Origin of the sequence: Caballeronia telluris (assembly GCF_001544495.1) — a bacterium.
Taxonomy (GTDB): domain Bacteria; phylum Pseudomonadota; class Gammaproteobacteria; order Burkholderiales; family Burkholderiaceae; genus Caballeronia; species Caballeronia telluris.
On the sequence record NZ_FCNZ02000025.1, the window covers coordinates 63182 to 79143 of the forward strand.

General features: G+C 64.5%; 15 protein-coding genes. 6 read left to right on the plus strand and 9 right to left on the minus strand.

Annotated features, from left to right (window positions below; all coding sequences use genetic code 11):
• Positions 1 to 30 precede the first annotated feature (30 nt).
• On the minus strand, positions 31 to 849 hold the full coding sequence (locus AWB66_RS25670; RefSeq protein ID WP_087632895.1) for a class I SAM-dependent methyltransferase: 819 nt from the start codon (positions 847 to 849) through the stop codon (positions 31 to 33).
• Positions 850 to 1034: 185 nt separating this feature from the next.
• Between AWB66_RS25670 and AWB66_RS25675 the strand changes: the two genes are divergently transcribed.
• Both AWB66_RS25675 and AWB66_RS25680 read left to right on the plus strand, forming a co-directional pair.
• Positions 1035 to 1367, plus strand: a complete 333-nt coding sequence (locus AWB66_RS25675; RefSeq protein WP_087632896.1) for a cupin domain-containing protein — start codon at positions 1035 to 1037, stop codon at positions 1365 to 1367.
• 94 nt (positions 1368 to 1461) lie between these two features.
• On the plus strand, positions 1462 to 2382 hold the full coding sequence (locus AWB66_RS25680) for an AEC family transporter (protein ID WP_087632922.1): 921 nt from the start codon (positions 1462 to 1464) through the stop codon (positions 2380 to 2382).
• Positions 2383 to 2401: 19 nt separating this feature from the next.
• Here AWB66_RS25680 and AWB66_RS25685 read toward each other — a convergent pair whose 3' ends face one another.
• The 7 genes from AWB66_RS25685 to AWB66_RS25715 all read right to left on the minus strand — a co-directional run bounded on the left by AWB66_RS25685 (position 2402) and on the right by AWB66_RS25715 (position 11192).
• On the minus strand, positions 2402 to 3367 hold the full coding sequence (locus AWB66_RS25685) for a D-2-hydroxyacid dehydrogenase (RefSeq protein WP_087632897.1): 966 nt from the start codon (positions 3365 to 3367) through the stop codon (positions 2402 to 2404).
• 2 nt (positions 3368 to 3369) lie between these two features.
• Positions 3370 to 5391, minus strand: coding sequence for a transketolase (tkt, locus tag AWB66_RS25690; protein WP_268811162.1), 2022 nt, complete (start codon positions 5389 to 5391; stop codon positions 3370 to 3372).
• Between the two features lie 99 nt (positions 5392 to 5490).
• Positions 5491 to 7350 (minus strand): TRAP transporter large permease, encoded by a 1860-nt coding sequence (locus AWB66_RS25695; protein WP_087632899.1) that lies wholly within the window; start codon positions 7348 to 7350, stop codon positions 5491 to 5493.
• A 4-nt stretch (positions 7351 to 7354) separates the two neighbouring features.
• Entirely contained in the window at positions 7355 to 8395 is a 1041-nt protein-coding gene (locus AWB66_RS25700) for a TRAP transporter substrate-binding protein (RefSeq protein ID WP_087632900.1), read from the minus strand.
• Between the two features lie 134 nt (positions 8396 to 8529).
• Positions 8530 to 9294, minus strand: coding sequence for an SDR family NAD(P)-dependent oxidoreductase (locus tag AWB66_RS25705; protein WP_087632901.1), 765 nt, complete (start codon positions 9292 to 9294; stop codon positions 8530 to 8532).
• 54 nt (positions 9295 to 9348) lie between these two features.
• Positions 9349 to 10350 (minus strand): transketolase family protein, encoded by a 1002-nt coding sequence (locus tag AWB66_RS25710; protein ID WP_200819064.1) that lies wholly within the window; start codon positions 10348 to 10350, stop codon positions 9349 to 9351.
• Positions 10347 to 11192 carry a transketolase gene (locus AWB66_RS25715; RefSeq protein WP_087632903.1) on the minus strand — a complete coding sequence of 282 codons (846 nt, stop codon included), beginning with the start codon at positions 11190 to 11192 and terminating at the stop codon, positions 10347 to 10349. Before AWB66_RS25715 ends, AWB66_RS25710 begins: the two co-directional genes overlap by 4 nt.
• Positions 11193 to 11413: 221 nt before the next feature.
• Here AWB66_RS25715 and AWB66_RS25720 point away from each other — a divergent pair, with 221 nt between their 5' ends.
• Together AWB66_RS25720 and kdgT are read left to right on the plus strand one after the other, a co-directional pair.
• Positions 11414 to 12316, plus strand: a complete 903-nt coding sequence (locus AWB66_RS25720; RefSeq protein ID WP_087632904.1) for a LysR substrate-binding domain-containing protein — start codon at positions 11414 to 11416, stop codon at positions 12314 to 12316.
• A 295-nt stretch (positions 12317 to 12611) separates the two neighbouring features.
• Positions 12612 to 13628, plus strand: a complete 1017-nt coding sequence (kdgT, locus tag AWB66_RS25725; protein ID WP_087632905.1) for a 2-keto-3-deoxygluconate transporter — start codon at positions 12612 to 12614, stop codon at positions 13626 to 13628.
• A 113-nt stretch (positions 13629 to 13741) separates the two neighbouring features.
• Here the strand turns inward: kdgT and AWB66_RS25730 are convergent, their stop codons facing one another.
• The gene (locus tag AWB66_RS25730) at positions 13742 to 14008 is read right to left on the minus strand and encodes a pentapeptide MXKDX repeat protein (protein ID WP_087632906.1); all 267 of its coding nucleotides are present in this window, start codon (positions 14006 to 14008) and stop codon (positions 13742 to 13744) included.
• Positions 14009 to 14266: 258 nt separating this feature from the next.
• On the opposite strand from AWB66_RS25730, the gene AWB66_RS25735 reads away from it, so the two are divergent.
• The gene (locus AWB66_RS25735) at positions 14267 to 14839 is read left to right on the plus strand and encodes a sigma-70 family RNA polymerase sigma factor (protein WP_087632907.1); all 573 of its coding nucleotides are present in this window, start codon (positions 14267 to 14269) and stop codon (positions 14837 to 14839) included.
• Positions 14836 to 15477 carry a DUF1109 domain-containing protein gene (locus tag AWB66_RS25740; protein WP_087632908.1) on the plus strand — a complete coding sequence of 214 codons (642 nt, stop codon included), beginning with the start codon at positions 14836 to 14838 and terminating at the stop codon, positions 15475 to 15477. The genes AWB66_RS25735 and AWB66_RS25740 overlap by 4 nt, the downstream gene beginning before the upstream one ends.
• Positions 15478 to 15962: the final 485 nt, after the last annotated feature.

A 15962-nucleotide genomic window follows, 5' to 3' on the forward strand; every position in this document is an offset into this window, starting at 1 on the left:
ATCTCGTAGCGCTTAAGTAACCGTCGACGTCTACGACTCCGCGACGATCACGTGCGCCTGAATCTTCCCGTCGACCGGTCCCGTGCCGAATCGCTGCGCGATCGCGGTCGCGCATGCGGACGTCGCATCGTCGATGCTCGCTCCGGAGCGGGCCTCGATCTCATCGCGCAACGGCGTTCCCTGACAATAGGCGACAGCAGGCACGCGAGCCGAGGCCGCGCGACTGCGCGCGGCGATTGTCTCGAAGTGCGGCGCCGCGCTAAAGCCCGCATCGGCGAGGTCGCGTGAAATCGCTTTTGAGTCGAAATAGCTGTGGGGTGTGCGCTGCAGGAAGCGTGGCGGGTCTGCGGGAAAGAGACCGGCAAGCGCGGCCGCGACGGTATCGGCGAACTCGTTTTCCTCGATGCGGTCCCAGACGCTGAACAACAATACGCCGCCATGCCGAAGCACGCGCCGGGCTTCCGAAAACGCGCGCACCTTGTCTGGAAAGAACATGAAGCCGAACTGGCAGACGACAGCGTCGAAACTCGCATCGTCGAACGGCAACTGCGCAGCGTCTGCCTGTTGCCAATCGACGGGCCTTGGGGCGCCGGTTGCCGCGGCACGATCCAGCATCGGCTGGTTGAGGTCGGTGGCAACGAGATCGACATGTATCGGCAATGCATGTGCCATCGCGCGGCTCACGACGCCCGTACCGGCAGCGGTTTCCAGCACCCGCGACGGATGGCGCGCGGTGACCCTCTTCGCGAGATCTGTGGCATAGGATTCGAAGATCAGCGGAACGAGGTAGGTGTCATAGACTTCCGGAATCGAGCCGGTGAAGCGAGTGTCGGTATGAATGCGGGTCATGCGCCTCCTCCTGGTCCAGCAATCTTAGGTCGAAAGCGGTCGGTCGTGGTGGCCTGAAGTCGAGTTCGATGGTGCCCGCCCCGCCCGCGAACTCGTCATTGATTAAGTACTTATTGGCGTACGCTATGTTTTAGAACAATTTTCAAAAATTGGTAAGAAGAAATCCAGGGACGGGAGATCGCGCCATGCAACTTCAAACGGGTAACCTCTTCAGCTTCGCTGCGAAGCGCAACAGCGAAGAGCAGATCGACGTGCTCGTCACAGGGCAGCGCCTGAACGTCGAGCGGATCGTATCGATGGGTCACGCGAGTCCCGAGGGATTCTGGTATGACGACTCGCGCGCCGAATGGGTCGTCCTGCTGTCGGGCGCGGCCGCGCTCGAGTTCGAAGCAGACTCGACGCTGCACGACATGCGTCCCGGCGACTACGTGCTGATCGAGCCGCATTGCCGGCATCGCGTCGCGTGGACGCATGCCGACGAACAAACCGTCTGGCTTGCGATCTATCACGAACGCTGAATGAGCGCGGCATTAGAGCAGGTTCTGCCCGATAATGGCGCCCAGCCCGGGAGGAGCGTCGATGCGCTGGCTCTCGGCGCAACGGGAGGTCACCATGCATCTCGCCGGCACCATACTTCCGATCTTTGCGATCATTCTCGCGGGATGGCTCGCCGGCGCCTCCGGTTACATACCGCGCGCGCTGGCCGCGCCACTGATGCGCTTTGCCTACTACGTGGCGATGCCGTCCCTCGTCTTTCTGACGATCGCCGACGAATCGCTTCACGCGCTCCTCGACTGGCGCTTCCTCGCTGCGTTCGGCGGCGGTTCCATGATCTGCTTTGCGGCGGTGATGATCTTCATGCGCATCGCGCGCGGCGCAGGCATCGGAGCAAGCGGCATGCTGGCCGCTGCCGTGTCGATGACGAACACCGGATTCGTCGCCTTTCCGATATTGAAGACGCTTTACGGCAAGCCGGGCGTGCTCGCGGCGGCGATCGCGACCGTCTTCATCGGCGCCGTCATGTTTCCGATACTGGTTCTGCTGCTGGAGATCGGGCGATACGACACTTCGCGCAACATACGGAGTGCGGCGCTGGTGCGGCAGATCGCCACCAATCCCGTCATCCTCGCTACGATCTTCGGACTGCTTTGGTCGATGCTCGGTTCGACACTGCCGGGACCTGTCGCATCGTCGCTTGCGATGCTCGGCGAAGCGCTGACGCCGTGCGCACTGTTCGCCATCGGACTCGATCTGACCATCGCCGAACTGCGCGAACGCCTGGGTCTCTATGCGTTGCTGACCGCGCTCAAACTGGCCGTCATGCCGCTCGTTGTCTACGCGCTTTGTCTTGCGGCAGACCTCGGCAGGACTGCGACCGTCGCCGCCGTCGTATGCTCTGCCGTGCCGACCGCCAAGAGCGCCTACGTGCTCGCAGTCGAATACGACGTCCAAAAGAACGTAGTCGGCGCAGTGATCTCGATGACTACGCTCTTTTCAGTCCTCACGCTGCTCGGCTGGCTTTACGTTCTTTAGCGCGGCGCACGGCCTGGCGCTAAAGAGCCGCTTGAACCAGATTGCGCGGCATGCCCGCGATGAAACTTTCGATATTGTCGATCAGCTGGTCGGCAAGCGCCTGCTGCGCTTCGTCCGATGCCCATGCGACATGCGGCGTCACGATGACGTTCGGTCGCCCGGCGATACGCATCAGCGGGTTGTCGGCGGCCGGTGGCTCGCCCGAGACGACATCGAAACCCGCGCCACTGATGAGCCCTTCGTCGAGGGCGCGCGCGAGATCGGCTTCATCGACGAGTCCGCCGCGCGCCGTGTTGATGATCAACGGCTTGCGCTTCATCGCGCGGAATTCGGGCATCGCGAGCATGCCGCGCGTCTGCGGCGTGAGCGGGCTGTGCACGGTGATGATGTCGCTCGTCGCGAGCATCTCGTCCCACGGCGTGTAGAGCGGCCCGAACCCCTGGCTGCCTTTGTGCGCCGCGAATATCGGCCGCATGCCGAAGACCTTCGCGATCTCCGCGACGCGCTGCCCGAGTACGCCTTCCCCGATGATGCCGAGCGTTGCGCCCGCCAGATCGCGGATCGGATGATCGAAGAAGCAGAACTGGCCGGACTTCTGCCAGACGCCGTTCAACACGTCGTCGCGATACGCTATCAGGTTTCGACGCAACGCGAGCATCAGCGCGAACGTATGCTCGGGCACCGTGTTCACCGCATAGCCGCGAATGTTCGCCACCGCGATGCCATGACGCGCGCACGCGGCCTTGTCGACGCAATCCGTGCCCGTCGCCGCGACGGCCACGAGTTTCAGCCCCGGGCTTTGCGCGAAGATGTCGGCCGTGAGCGCGACCTTGTTCGTGATGACGATGGACGCACCCGCGATGCGCGCCGCCACGTCCTCCGGTTGCGTCTGCGCATAGTCCGCGAGTTCGTGCGCGAAGCCCGGCGCGCGCAGCTTGATCTGCGGAGCGAGCGTGGCGCGGTCGAGAAATACGATCTTGTGCATGATCAGCCTTCGTGGGATGAGATGAGGCGCTTCGCTTCGGCGGCGATATGCGCGGGCGTGATGCCGAAATGTTCATACAGCGCCTCGGCGGGGCCGGAAGCGCCGAAGCCCGGCATCCCGACGAAGCCGCCGCGCTCGCCGAGATAGCGGTCCCAGCCGAAGCGCACCGCTGCTTCCACCGCGACGCGCGCCGTGCCCACGCCGAGCACGGACGCACGGTAGGCGGCGTCCTGCTCGTCGAAGATCTCGCAGCACGGCATCGACACGACCGCCGTCGCGATGCCTTCCGCCTGCAAGCGCGCACGCGCTTCGAGCGCGAGCGCGACCTCCGATCCGGTCGCGATCAGCGTGACGCGTCGCTTGCCGCCCTCGGCTTCGGCAAGCACGTATGCGCCGCGCTGCGACAGGTTGGCGGCCGCGTGCGTCGTGCGCACCATGAGCAACGCCTGCCGCGCGAACACGAGCGTGCTCGGCCCGCTCCGATGTTCGAGCGCGATCATCCAGCACTCGGCGGCTTCGACGGCATCGGCGGGTCGGAACACGCGCATGTTCGGCATCGCGCGCAGCGACGCGAGAATCTCGACGGGCTGATGCGTCGGCCCGTTCCTGCCGACGCCGATCGAATCGTGACTGAACACGAACTTGACCGGCAGGCCCATCAATGCGGCCATGCGCATCGCGGGACGCTCGTAGTCGGAGAACGCGAGATAGGTGACGGCAAGCGGAATGACGCCGCCGTGCGCGGCCATGCCGTTCGCCATCGCGCCCATCAGGTGTTCGCGCACGCCGCAGTGCACGTAGGCGCCGCTGCGATCGCTCGTGGTGAACGCCTTAAGGCTGCGCTTGTGGCCCGTCGGCGCTTCGAGGTCCGCGCAGCCGACCATGCGTTCCGGCAGATACGGCACAAGCAGATCGTTGATCTCACCCGAGATCGTGATGCCTGCCTGTGCATCGGAGGTTTCGACCGCACGACGCTGGTACGCCTCCAGCGCTTCGCGCAAGCCATCGGGCAGACGCCCTGCCTGGATGCGCTCAAACTCGGCGCGCTCGGCCGCCGGCAACGCGGCCACGCGCGCCTGCCACGCGCGATACGCGTCCTCGCTGCGACGTCCGGCGCTGCGCCATGCATCGAGCACGTCGGCGGGCACGTCGAACGGCGCGTGCGGCCAGCCGAGTTCGCGGCGCGCGGCTTCCGAATCCGCCTCGAAGAGCTTGCCGCTGTGGCCGCCGCGCTGTCCCTGAAGACGCGCGATGCCGCGCGCGATCACCGTACGGCACGCGATCATCGAAGGTCGCGGATCGCGACGCGCCATCACGAGCGCCGCCGATACGGCTTCGAGATCGTGCCCGTCCACTTCGACCACATGCCAGCCCGCGACGCGAAAGCGCGCGCTCACGTCCTCGGAGATCGAGAGCGACGTGCTGCCGTCGTCGGTGATCTGGTTATCGTCCCAGCAGAGGATCAGCTTGCCGAGTTGCAAATGGCCCGCAAGCGAGATCATCTCCTGGCCGATGCCTTCCTGCAGGCAACCGTCGCCGACGAACGCATACGTGTAGTGATCGACGATGCCGTCGCCGAAACGCGCGTTCTGATAAGCCTCCGCCACTGCCATGCCGAACGCGTTCGCGATGCCCTGCCCGAGCGGCCCCGTCGTCACTTCGATGCCGGCGGCGGGTTCGAACTCGGGGTGTCCGGCACACGTCGAACCCATCTCGCGGAACGACTTGAGCGCGTCGATCCCGAAGTGCGCGTAGCCCGTGAGATGCAGCAACGCGTACAGCAGCATCGAGCCGTGGCCGTTCGACAAGACGAAGCGGTCGCGATCGGGCCATTGCGGATCGGCGGGATTGAACTTCATGTGGCGCGTGAAGAGCGCCGTCGCGATCTCGGCCATGCCGAGCGGCACGCCCTGATGGCCTTCGCCGGCGCGCACGATCGAGTCGATGGCGAGAAAGCGGATTGCATCGGCAAGCGGCCGGGCCTCGGTATTTGACATGACGCATCTCTCCTGTGCCGCCCGGATGCGGGCAGCGTCTAAGGCTATCGATGGGAAAATCGGTGAAAGAAGCGGTGAAGGAAGCGGTGAAAGAAGCGCCCTCGCCCGAACGGCGAGGGGCGTCGATCAATGCAGGAAACCGGTCGAGATCCAGGGCACCGCGGCGACCACGATCAGGCCGACGATGAGCGCCAGGATGTAACCGACGATCGGCTTCATGCCTTCGTCCGGATGGATGCGGCTCACCGCGCAAGCCGAGTAGTAGCCCACGCCGAAGGGCGGCGCGAACAGGCCGACGCCCATCGACAGGATCACGACCATCGAGTAGTGAACGTCGTCGATGCCCATCTGGCGCGCGATGGGGAACATCAGCGGGCCGAACAGCACGATCGCGGGAATGCCTTCGAGCACGCTGCCGAGCACGATGAACGCGACGATCGATGCCGCCATGAACATCGCCGCGCCGCCCGGCAAGCCGCCCATCGTGCGGGCAAGCTGGCCGGAGAAACCCGACTGCGTGAGCGCCCACGCCATGCCGGTCGCCGCGCCGATTATCAGGAGAATCGCGCCCGACAGCGCGGCCGTGTCGATCAGCATCGGCTTCAGGCGCGCCCATTCGAAGCGGCGGTAGATGAGAAGGCCCGCGAGCACGGCATACGCGATGCCGATGGTCGACACCTCGGTTGCCGTCGCGATGCCTTCGACCACCGCCGCGCGGATCACGAACGGCAGCGCGAGCGCCGGCACCGCGATCACCAGCTTCTTCGCGATCTCCGCGCGGTTCGCGCGGCGCACGCCCGACAGATCGTCGCCGCGATAACGCCACCACACGACCGCGCACAGCGTCACCGCGAGCACGACGCCCGGCAGCATGCCGCCCGTGAAGAGCGCCGAGATCGACACGCCCGTCACCGAGCCGAGCGTGATCAAGACGAGGCTCGGCGGGATCGTCTCGGTCTGCGCGCCGGTGGCGGCGAGCAGCGCGACGAGGTCGCCGGGCTTCGCGCCGCGCGCCTTCATCTCGGGAAACAGCACCGGCGCGACGGCCGCCATGTCGGCGGCCTTCGAGCCCGAAATGCCCGACACGAGATACATCGCGCCGACCAGCACGTAGGACAGACCGCCGCGCACGTGTCCGAGCAGACTCGCAAGAAACGCGATCATCGCGGCGGCCATGCCGGTCATCTCGATCAACTGGCCGAGGAACACGAAGAGCGGCACCGAGAGCAGGATCAGGTGCGACATGCCCTCGTCCATACGACCGACCACGACGACGAGCGGCGTGCTCGTCGTGAGCGCGAGATAGCCGAAGGTCGCGAGGCCGAACGAGAACGCGATCGGCACGCCCGAGAGCACGGTCAGCGCCACCAGCCCGACAAAGAAGATCAGCAGGTTAACGTTGCCGAGGTCGCGGAACACCGGCGCAAGCGCGTAGAAGGCGCCCCCGACCACGGCGACGAGCACGAGCGCCGCGATCGTCAGGCGCCAGTTGGCGCTGCGCACGAGCCGCAGGCACGCGACGAGCAACATCAGCGCCGTGCCGACCGGCAGCGCCGCCGCCCGCCACGAGTTCGGGATTTCGAGCGCGGGCGTCGTGATGAACGCTTCGTCCTGTGCGAACTCGACGGCCGGGCCGATCACGAGCACGAGGAACGCGAGCGGCGCCGCGATCGCGATGACTTCGAGAAACGCCCGCACGCCCGGCGACGCCATGCCGACGAGCGCCGTCATCCGCATGTGCTCGCCGCGCCGCAACGCGACCACCGCGCCGAGCATGGCGAGCCACAGGAACAGGATGGACGCGAGCTCGTCGGACCAGACGAGCGGCGCGTGCAGCAGGTAACGGCTCGTCACGCCCGTGAGCAGTACCACGATTTCCGCGAGCACGAGGAGCGCGGCAGGGATCTCCACAAGATGACCGAGAACGGTGTCGAGGACACCGGCTATGCGGCGCGGCGCCGCGTGCGAAGCCGTGTACGTGGTCATGGCATCACACCAGCTTGCCGACGTTCTTTTCCAGGAGCGACCAGCCCTCGTTGCCGTACTTGGTTTTCCAGTCGCTGTAGAAGCTCGTCTTGCGCAGCGCGTTGCGGAAGGCTTCGCGATCGACTTCCACGATGTTGATGCCCTTCGTCTTCAGGTCCGTGCGCAGCGAGACGTTCAGCTTCGCGATGTCCGCGCGCTGCAGCATGCCGGCCGCTTCGAACTCACGCGTGACGATCGCGCGCATGTCGGCGGGAAGCTTCTCCCACGCGCGGCGGTTGCCGAGAATCCAGTACGCGTCCCACACGTGCGAGGTCAGGCTGATCGACTTCTGCACTTCATAGAGCTTGGCCGTCGCGATGATCGGCAGCGGATTTTCCTGGCCTTCCACCACGCCCGTCTGCAAGGCGGAATAGAGTTCGTTGAAGTTGATCGGCGAGGGGCCGGCGTCGAGCGCCTTGAAGAGCGACGTGAGCATCGGCGCCTGCGGCACGCGAATCTTGAAGCCCTTGAGGTCATCGGGCGTCTTCACGACTCGCGTCGACGAACTGACCTGGCGGAAGCCGTTGTCCCACGCGCGCGAGACCGACACGATGCCCGCTTTCTCGATCTGGCCGCGCACGTAGGCGCCGAGGTCGCCGTCCATCGCCTTCCAGACGGCGTCGTAGTCCTGGAACGCAAACCCCGTGTTGACGATGCCGGCGGCCGGCGCGAGCGTCGCGAGAATCGACGATGCCTGGTTGAAGAACTCCACGCCGCCGCTGCGCACTTGCGAGAGCAGGTCGGTGTCGGAGCCCAACTGGTTTGCCGGGAACAGCTTGATGTCGAGCTTGCCGCCCGTCGCCTCGCGGATCTTGTTGAGCGCTTCCTGCGCGCGGATGTTGACGGGATGCGTCGGGTCCTGGCCGGTCGCGAGCTTGTAGTTGAATTCGGCGGCGGACGCGCGGTGCGAAAGGCCCAACAGCGGCGCCGCGGCGGCGACCGTGGCGCCTGCTTTCAGGAACGTGCGGCGGTCGATGCCCTTCAGGGCGGTCGGACGGGTTGTCATGGTGTGCTCCTCCAATACTGGGTATCGGTATGGTTATCGCGCCTTCCGAGGCGGCTTTTTGCGGCGCCTCGTGGACGCTTCATTCAATGCGTTTCGGCAATGCGCTCTCTGGCGCGTGTGCCTTGCTGCGACGCTCAACCGTGGATCAGCATGCCTCCGTTGACGTCGATGACGGCGCCGGTGATGTACGACGAAATGTCCGCCGCGAGGAAGAGGAACGCGCCCGCGACGTCGTCCGGCACGCCGAGGCGGCCGGCCGGAATGCCCGCGAGAATCTCGCCGCGCTTCTCTTCAGGAATCTTGCCCGCGTTGATGTCGGTCTGGATCAGACCCGGCGTCACGCAATTGACGCGGATGCCTTCGCCGCCCAGTTCGCGCGCCATCGCCTTCGCCAGACCGAGCACGCCCGCCTTCGCGGCCGAGTAGTGCGGGCCGCCCAGAATGCCGCCGCCGCGCTGCGCGGACACCGACGACATGCAGCCGATCGCCCCGCTCTTCTGCTTCTTCATCTGCGGCACGACGGCTTGCGAAAGATACAGCACGCCGCGCAGGTTGACATCGAGGATGCGGTCCCAGCTTTGCGGGTCAATGTCGAGGAACTTCGCCGCCTGCGTGATGCCGGCGTTGTTGATGAGCACGTCGATCTTGCCGAAGTCGGCGACGACTTTCGCTACGGCGTCCTCGCACGCCTGCCGGTCGGTCACGTTGCACACATAGCCGCGATGCTCCGCGCCGATCGATGCCGCCGCTTCCTTCGCCTGAGCTTCGTCGAGATCGAGAATCGCGACCTTCGCGCCGTGCTTCGCGAACATGCGTGCGGTCGCCATGCCGATACCGCGGGGAGATGCTGCGCCGGAAATGACGGCGACCTTGCCTTCGAGAAGACGCGAGTCAGACATGATGGGTTTCTCCTGATTATTTGACTGATGAGTGTGTGCGGTTTGAAGCGTGTTTCAGCCGAGCCAGTTCCTGATGGTGTCGACCATCACGTTCGTCGAGATGCCGTAGCGGTCGTGCAAGGTCGGCAGTGCGCCCGCGTCGAGGAAGGCGTCGGGCAAGGCAATCTGGCGGAACGGCGGCGTGATGCCCGCGGTGAGAAGCGCAGTGGCGACGCCTTCGCCGAGTCCACCGATGCCGGTATGGTTCTCCGCGACCACGACGAGGCGCCCGGATCGCTTGGCTTCGCGCAGGATGGTGGCGGTGTCGAGCGGCTTGATGGTCGGCACATGCAGCACGCCCACGCCGACGTTGTCCGCTTCGAGCGCCTTGGCCGCTTCGAGCGCGCGCATCGTCATGATGCCGGTCGAAATGATCAGCACTTCGGCGCCGTCGCGCAGCAGCTTCGCCTTGCCGAGTTCGAACTGATAGTCGTATTCATCGAGCACGACGGGCACGTTGCCGCGCAAGAGGCGTGCATAGACCGGGCCCTTGTGGTCCGCGATCGCGGGCACCATCTGTTCGATTTCGAGCGCATCGCATGGATCGATCACGGTCATGCCCGGCATCGCACGCATCAAGGCAAGATCTTCCGCCGCCTGATGGCTCGGGCCGTAGCCGGTCGTGAGCCCCGGCAAGGCGCAGACGATCTTCACATCGAGATTGTCCTCGGCGATGGCCTGATGCATGAAGTCGTAGGCGCGGCGCGTCGCGAACACGGCGTAGGTTGTCACCCACGGCTGCGCGCCTTCGTGCGCGAGACCGGCTGCCGCGCCCATCAGCAGTTGCTCGGCCATGCCCATCTGGTAGTAGCGCTCGGGAAACTCCTTCGCGAAGAGATGCAGGTCGGTGTACTTGCCGAGGTCGGCCGTCATGGCGACCACGTTCTGCCGCTCGCGCGCCAGTTCGACAAGCGCATTCCCGAACGGCGCCGAGCGCGTGACCTGCCCTTCGCTCGCAATCGACGCGATCATCGCCGAGGTCTTCAGGCGCGGCTTCTTCGTCGTGGTGTCGTTCATGCTTGTCTCCCTTCGTCGAGCGCGGCAAGCGCCAGTTGCCATTCATGCGGATCGACGCGGATAAAGTGATTCTTCTCGCGCGCTTCGAGAAACGGCACACCGCACCCCATGCGCGTATCGCAGACGATCATGCGCGGCTGCGGTTCCGGATGATTGCGTGCGTTGTCGAACGCGGCCTTCACGGCATCGATGTCGTTGCCGTCGACGCGTTGCGTGTACCAGCCGAACGCTTCGAGCTTTTCGACGAGCGGTTCGAACGCCATGATTTGCGTCGACGGGCCATCGGCTTGCTGATTGTTGACGTCGACCATCGCGATCAGGTTGTCGAGCTTCCAGTGAGCCGCCGACATGATGCCTTCCCAGATCGCGCCTTCATCGAGTTCGCCATCGGAGAACAGCGTGTAGACGAACGCGTCCGAACCTTTGCGCTTCAAACCGAGGCAGCGCCCCACCGCAATCGTCAGACCGTGGCCGAGCGAGCCGCCCGACATCTCCATGCCCGGCGTGTAGGCAGCCATGCCGGACATCGGCAGACGGCTGTCGTCGCTGCCGTAGGTTTCGAGTTCTTCCGGCGGCAGGAAGCCTGCTTCGAAGAGCGCCGCATAGAGCGCGATTGCATAGTGGCCGTTCGAGAGCAGGAAGCGATCACGCCCTTCCCAGTCGGGATTCTCGGGCTGGTAACGCATCGCGCCGAAGTAGGCGACGGCCAGCACGTCGGCGATATCGAGTGCCTGGCCGATATAGCCTTGCCCCTGCACTTCACCCATCAACAGCGCATTGCGCCGGATGCGGTAGGCGCGTTCCGCGAGAGGGGCGCGTTGCCCGGCTTCGCTCGTATTCACGAGTTGTCTCCATCTTGTATCGGCAGACGAAACGGCTGTCGGCCTCGGTTCTGGATGATGTGAAGTGACCGCTTTAGAGGCCTTCGCACCCACCCTCGCCGCATCGGGAAAACCCTTGTCGTATATGGCTCGGCGAGTGATTCAAGCGTATCGGCTTGAGTCCGCGCGCTCAAACGAATTAAAGTGGCTGATCGCTGAATTGAATTCACTCGGATACTGCAATGCAAAATCGCGCAACACTCAAGTCGATACAAGCCTTCGAGGCGGCTGCCAGGCTATCGTCGTTCGCGCTTGCAGCAGAAGAGTTGTTCGTGACGCCCTCGGCGATCAGTCATCAGGTGAAGCTGCTGGAGGAGCAATTGGGCGTGCGGCTCTTTCATCGCGTGCATCGCGCGGTCGTGCTCACCGACCTCGGCCGAACGTATGCCGAGGAGATCGGCGCGGCGTTCGGACGCATCGAGGCCGCGACGCGGGACGCCGGCCGCGTCGCGAAGAGCGACATCCTCACCGTGCATGCGACGCCGAGCTTCGCGACGCAATGGCTCATGTCGCGGCTCGCGCGTTTCAGCGCGCTCAATCCGGATATCGACGTGCGGCTCAATGCGTCGACGGAACCCTGCGATCTCACCACCGGCGCGGTCGATGTGGAGATCCGTTACGGCGCGCGCAAGATGCAACCGGCCGGCACGATGGTGCTCGAGTTCCCGCCGGAAACCATCGTGCCGCTTTGCTCGCCGGCGCTGATGCAGGGTGAGCAATCGATCCGCACGGTCGCGGACCTGCGGCACCATGCGCTGATTCACAGCGAGGGATGCCTCGTCGGATGGCGAGACTGGATGCGCCTCTATCGCAAGACCGTCGTCGATATCACGCGCGGGCCGCGCTTCGCGCGCTCGTTCATGGCGATCAGCGCGGCGGCGGACGGGATGGGCGTGTGCCTCGAAAGCCTGCTGCTGGTGCAGAGGGAGCTTGAAACGGGACGACTCGTGGCGCCGCTTGGCGTGGAGGGACTCCGCGTGAAGGGCTATACGATGAATCTGCTGAAGTCGCGCGCGGAGTTGCCGAAGCTGCGCAATTTCCAGGACTGGCTCTTTACCGAACTCGACAAGTCAGTGCGCGACTGATGATGCGTGGTCATTGCACGCCCTATGGGTGCGTCATCGGATGCGAGGAACGATACGGCCTTGGCGATCGCATCCGCTTCACCGACCCGGCCTAGAGGCGTCGTTTCGCTTACCTCGCGACGATTCCGCGTAAAACCGCGATTCCGGGTAAACGATTAACTCGCCCTTTCGAGTGCGCCGAGCGCATCGAAAACAACGATGCTATATTGCGCCAGACCGGCATGCACGTTGGCACACGCGGCCGCCGCTCAGGGCAGACAGCCCGCCATCCGTACGCTCAAATCACGGAGGAGACATGAAGATAAAGAAAGCGATTGACCGCATTCCCGGCGGCCTCATGCTGGTGCCCCTGTTGCTCGGCGCCTGCGTTCATACGTTCGCGCCCGGCGCGGGCAAGCACTTCGGCTCGTTCACCAATGGCCTGATCACCGGCACCGTGCCGATCCTCGCCGTCTGGTTCTTCTGCATGGGCGCGACCATCGATCTTCGAGCGACCGGAACCGTGCTGCGCAAGTCGGGCACGTTGCTGGTCACGAAGATGGCCGTCGCATGGGTCGCGACGATCCTCGCGGCGCGCTTCATCCCGATCGACGGCATCAAGACCGGTCTCTTCGCGGGACTGTCCGTGCTGGCGATCACGACGTCGATGGACATGACCAACGGCGGACTCTACGCCGCCGTCATGCAGCAATACGGGAGCCGCGAAGAGGCGGGCGCGTTCGTGCTGATGTCGGTGGAATCCGGGCCGCTCATCAGCATGCTCATTCTCGGCGCGACGGGTGTCGCGGTTTTCGAGCCGCGGCTTTTCGTCGGTGCGGTGCTGCCGTTCCTGATCGGCTTCGCGCTCGGCAACCTCGACGGCGACCTGCGCGAACTCTTTGGCCGCTGCGTCCATCCGCTGATTCCGTTCTTCGGCTTTGCACTTGGCAACGGCATCGACCTGCACGTGATCGCGACGAGCGGATTGCCGGGCGTCGTGCTCGGACTGGTGGTCATCGTCGTGACGGGCATTCCGCTGATTCTCGCGGACCGCTGGATCGCGGGCGGCAATGGCGCGGCCGGGTTGGCCGCATCGTCGACGGCGGGGGCGGCGGTAGCGAATCCGGCGATCATCGGCGAAATGATCCCGCGCTTCAAGCCGCTCGTGCCGGCGGCGACGGCCATGGTCGCGACCGCGTGTCTGGTGACGGCCATCCTCGTGCCGATTCTGACTGCGCTGTGGGTTCGTCGATACCGCGCCCGCCACGGTCTGGAGGATTCCCATGCGGAAGAGACCGTGCGACCGCTCGGCGAGCAGGACGTGCACGCCTGATTCGTCGAGCGGGCCGCTCGCGGCAGAAGAGCGCTGACCACCGACACGCGTGGCGAAACGCGATTGACGAGTTGCGCCAATCGTCGCCGGTGGTTCATCGCGCGTCGCGGCGCTTATTTGCTCATGCCGTTCTCGCTGCCCTGCTTCATCGCCGAGTCACCCTTTTTCATCTCGTCATGCTTCATCTTCTTGCCTGAATCCTTGGACATCGAGTCTTTGCTCATCGAATCCTTGGACATCGAATCCTTCGACATCGCATCCTTCGACATCGAGTCCTTCGACATCGAATCGTTGGACATTGCGCCGCTTGCCTGGGCGAATGCCGGGCCACCGCTTGTGAGCAAGGCTGCGGCAAATGCTGCGATTGCAATGCGTTTCATATCAACTCCTTGTAGGTTTGCAGTAAGTTGCGTGAAGTCGGATTCCGCACAACCGCGCGGCCCCGACGACGTACGCCTCTGTTTTCGATGCGTCGTTCAACGCGCATCCGAGAGGTAATTCGACGCGCGAACCGATCCGGTTACAGGCAGCGAATAATTTTCTGTGGACGGTGCGCGACAACGGCCAACGGGCTTGCGCTCGCGGGTAGGTAGAATGTGGCGAAAATAAGTTCGTGCTTCCTGTAACCAGAGCGGGCAATGGATCGAATTACGGATAACGCCCGTCTAAAAGCACGGGAGGCGCACCTCCAGGCACTCTTCTTGAGCGGGCTCGACGGCGACGAAAAGGCGTATCGGCTGTTCCTGGTGGAATTGAGCACGCATCTTCGTGGCTTCCTGCGGCGAAGACTCCTTGCTCAGCCGGGCGACGTCGAAGACCTCGTGCAGGAGACCCTGCTCGCCGTGCATAACGCGCGGCAAACGTATCGCCGGCACGAACCGCTCACCGCCTGGGTACACGCCATAGCGCGCTACAAGCTGATGGACTACTTTCGGGCGCGCGCGCGGCATGACGCCCTGAATGATCCGATCGACGACGCGTTCGAGCTGTTCGCGGCGCCCGACCTCGAACCTGCACAGGCGAAGCGAGACCTTGGGAAGTTGCTGGAGCAGTTGCCCGAGCGCCAGCGTCTGCCGATCGTGCATGTGAAGCTGGAGGGGCTGTCGGTGTCGGAGACTGCACGCGTGACCGGACTGTCGGAATCCGCGGTCAAGATCGGCGTGCATCGTGGATTGAAGGCGCTGGCTGCCAAGACTCGAGGAATGCGATGAAAACCGATGACTTCATATCGATGCTCGCCAACGGCGTCACGCCAGTTGACCGGCACGTGCTCGTGAGACGATTCGGCATCGCCGTATTGATCGGCGCGGTCAGCGCGATGCTGCTCGTCGCCGTGTTTCTCGGCGTCCGAACCGACCTTGCTGTCGTGGCAGTTACGCCGGTCTTCTGGGCAAAGATCGCGCTGCCGCTCTTGCTGATGGTGGGTGCGCTCGTCGTGTCCACGCGGCTCGCGAGGCCCGGCGTCGCGCCGAAAGGCGGCTGGGCGCTGATCGGCCTGCCGGTGGCGGCCGTCTGGATCGCCACGCTTTATGTGCTGGCGTCGGCCTCCGCTGACGAACGGCTCGCGATGGTGCTCGGCAAGACCTGGCGCGTGTGTCCGTTGAACATCGCGATGCTGTCGGTCCCAGGATTGATCGCCGCGTTCTGGGCGCTCAAGGGCCTCGCGCCGACCCGACTTGCGTTGACGGGCGCCGTCGGCGGGCTGCTGGCCGGATCGACGGCGACGCTCGCTTACTGTCTGCACTGCCCCGAGATGGCGATACCTTTCTGGGGCGTCTGGTATGTGCTCGGCATGCTCGTGCCGACGGTGATCGGCGCGTTGCTAGGACCGCGCTTGTTGAGATGGTGAGGCGCGTCGTCCTTTCGGGGACTGTGCAGGCTGCATGCCGACTTCGATGGACGTTGAGCGCTGCGCATTCGGTACATGCGCTCGCGCATTCGCGCAACCACGAGCGTATGGTTCAACGATCCGCGGACCAGACGGTTTGTGCGAGTACCGGCCATCGGCGTATGCATGATCGAGCGCGCGAATCGCGATAGCGCGCTCACGGAGCCGCTCACGCTCGTGTATTCCTCGTGGCCGATCCGGCCTTCGAGCAACACCAGCATTCCCGAGTCACGCGCAATCTGAAGTATGTCCGGGTTCATCACTGCCTCCGGGTCGCGAAGTATTTCCACTCCGTTCGGAAGCAACGCAAATGCCAAGGCCGTGCTTCGCCTTGGCGATCACGGGGCTCCAGATCGTCGCGAAGCAAACATTTCCGGTCGCCGGCTTGTCTCTAGCGCTTTGTTTCGCGGTGCGCGAGTGAAATGGCTCGCGCCTTCCGGTCCTTT

Excerpts from the sequence above, each read along its gene's own strand:
- AWB66_RS25720 (WP_087632904.1), top strand. The coding sequence starts at position 11,414 with ATGCAAAATCGCGCAACACTCAAGTCGATACAAGCCTTCGAGGCGGCT.
- AWB66_RS25735 (WP_087632907.1), top strand. The coding sequence starts at position 14,267 with ATGGATCGAATTACGGATAACGCCCGTCTAAAAGCACGGGAGGCGCAC.
- AWB66_RS25740 (WP_087632908.1), top strand. The coding sequence starts at position 14,836 with ATGAAAACCGATGACTTCATATCGATGCTCGCCAACGGCGTCACGCCA.
- AWB66_RS25670 (WP_087632895.1), bottom strand. The coding sequence starts at position 849 with ATGACCCGCATTCATACCGACACTCGCTTCACCGGCTCGATTCCGGAA.
- AWB66_RS25700 (WP_087632900.1), bottom strand. The coding sequence starts at position 8,395 with ATGACAACCCGTCCGACCGCCCTGAAGGGCATCGACCGCCGCACGTTC.
- AWB66_RS25680 (WP_087632922.1), top strand. The coding sequence starts at position 1,462 with ATGCATCTCGCCGGCACCATACTTCCGATCTTTGCGATCATTCTCGCG.
- AWB66_RS25705 (WP_087632901.1), bottom strand. The coding sequence starts at position 9,294 with ATGTCTGACTCGCGTCTTCTCGAAGGCAAGGTCGCCGTCATTTCCGGC.
- AWB66_RS25685 (WP_087632897.1), bottom strand. The coding sequence starts at position 3,367 with ATGCACAAGATCGTATTTCTCGACCGCGCCACGCTCGCTCCGCAGATC.
- AWB66_RS25695 (WP_087632899.1), bottom strand. The coding sequence starts at position 7,350 with ATGACCACGTACACGGCTTCGCACGCGGCGCCGCGCCGCATAGCCGGT.
- kdgT (WP_087632905.1), top strand. The coding sequence starts at position 12,612 with ATGAAGATAAAGAAAGCGATTGACCGCATTCCCGGCGGCCTCATGCTG.
- AWB66_RS25675 (WP_087632896.1), top strand. The coding sequence starts at position 1,035 with ATGCAACTTCAAACGGGTAACCTCTTCAGCTTCGCTGCGAAGCGCAAC.
- AWB66_RS25710 (WP_200819064.1), bottom strand. The coding sequence starts at position 10,350 with ATGAACGACACCACGACGAAGAAGCCGCGCCTGAAGACCTCGGCGATG.
- AWB66_RS25730 (WP_087632906.1), bottom strand. The coding sequence starts at position 14,008 with ATGAAACGCATTGCAATCGCAGCATTTGCCGCAGCCTTGCTCACAAGC.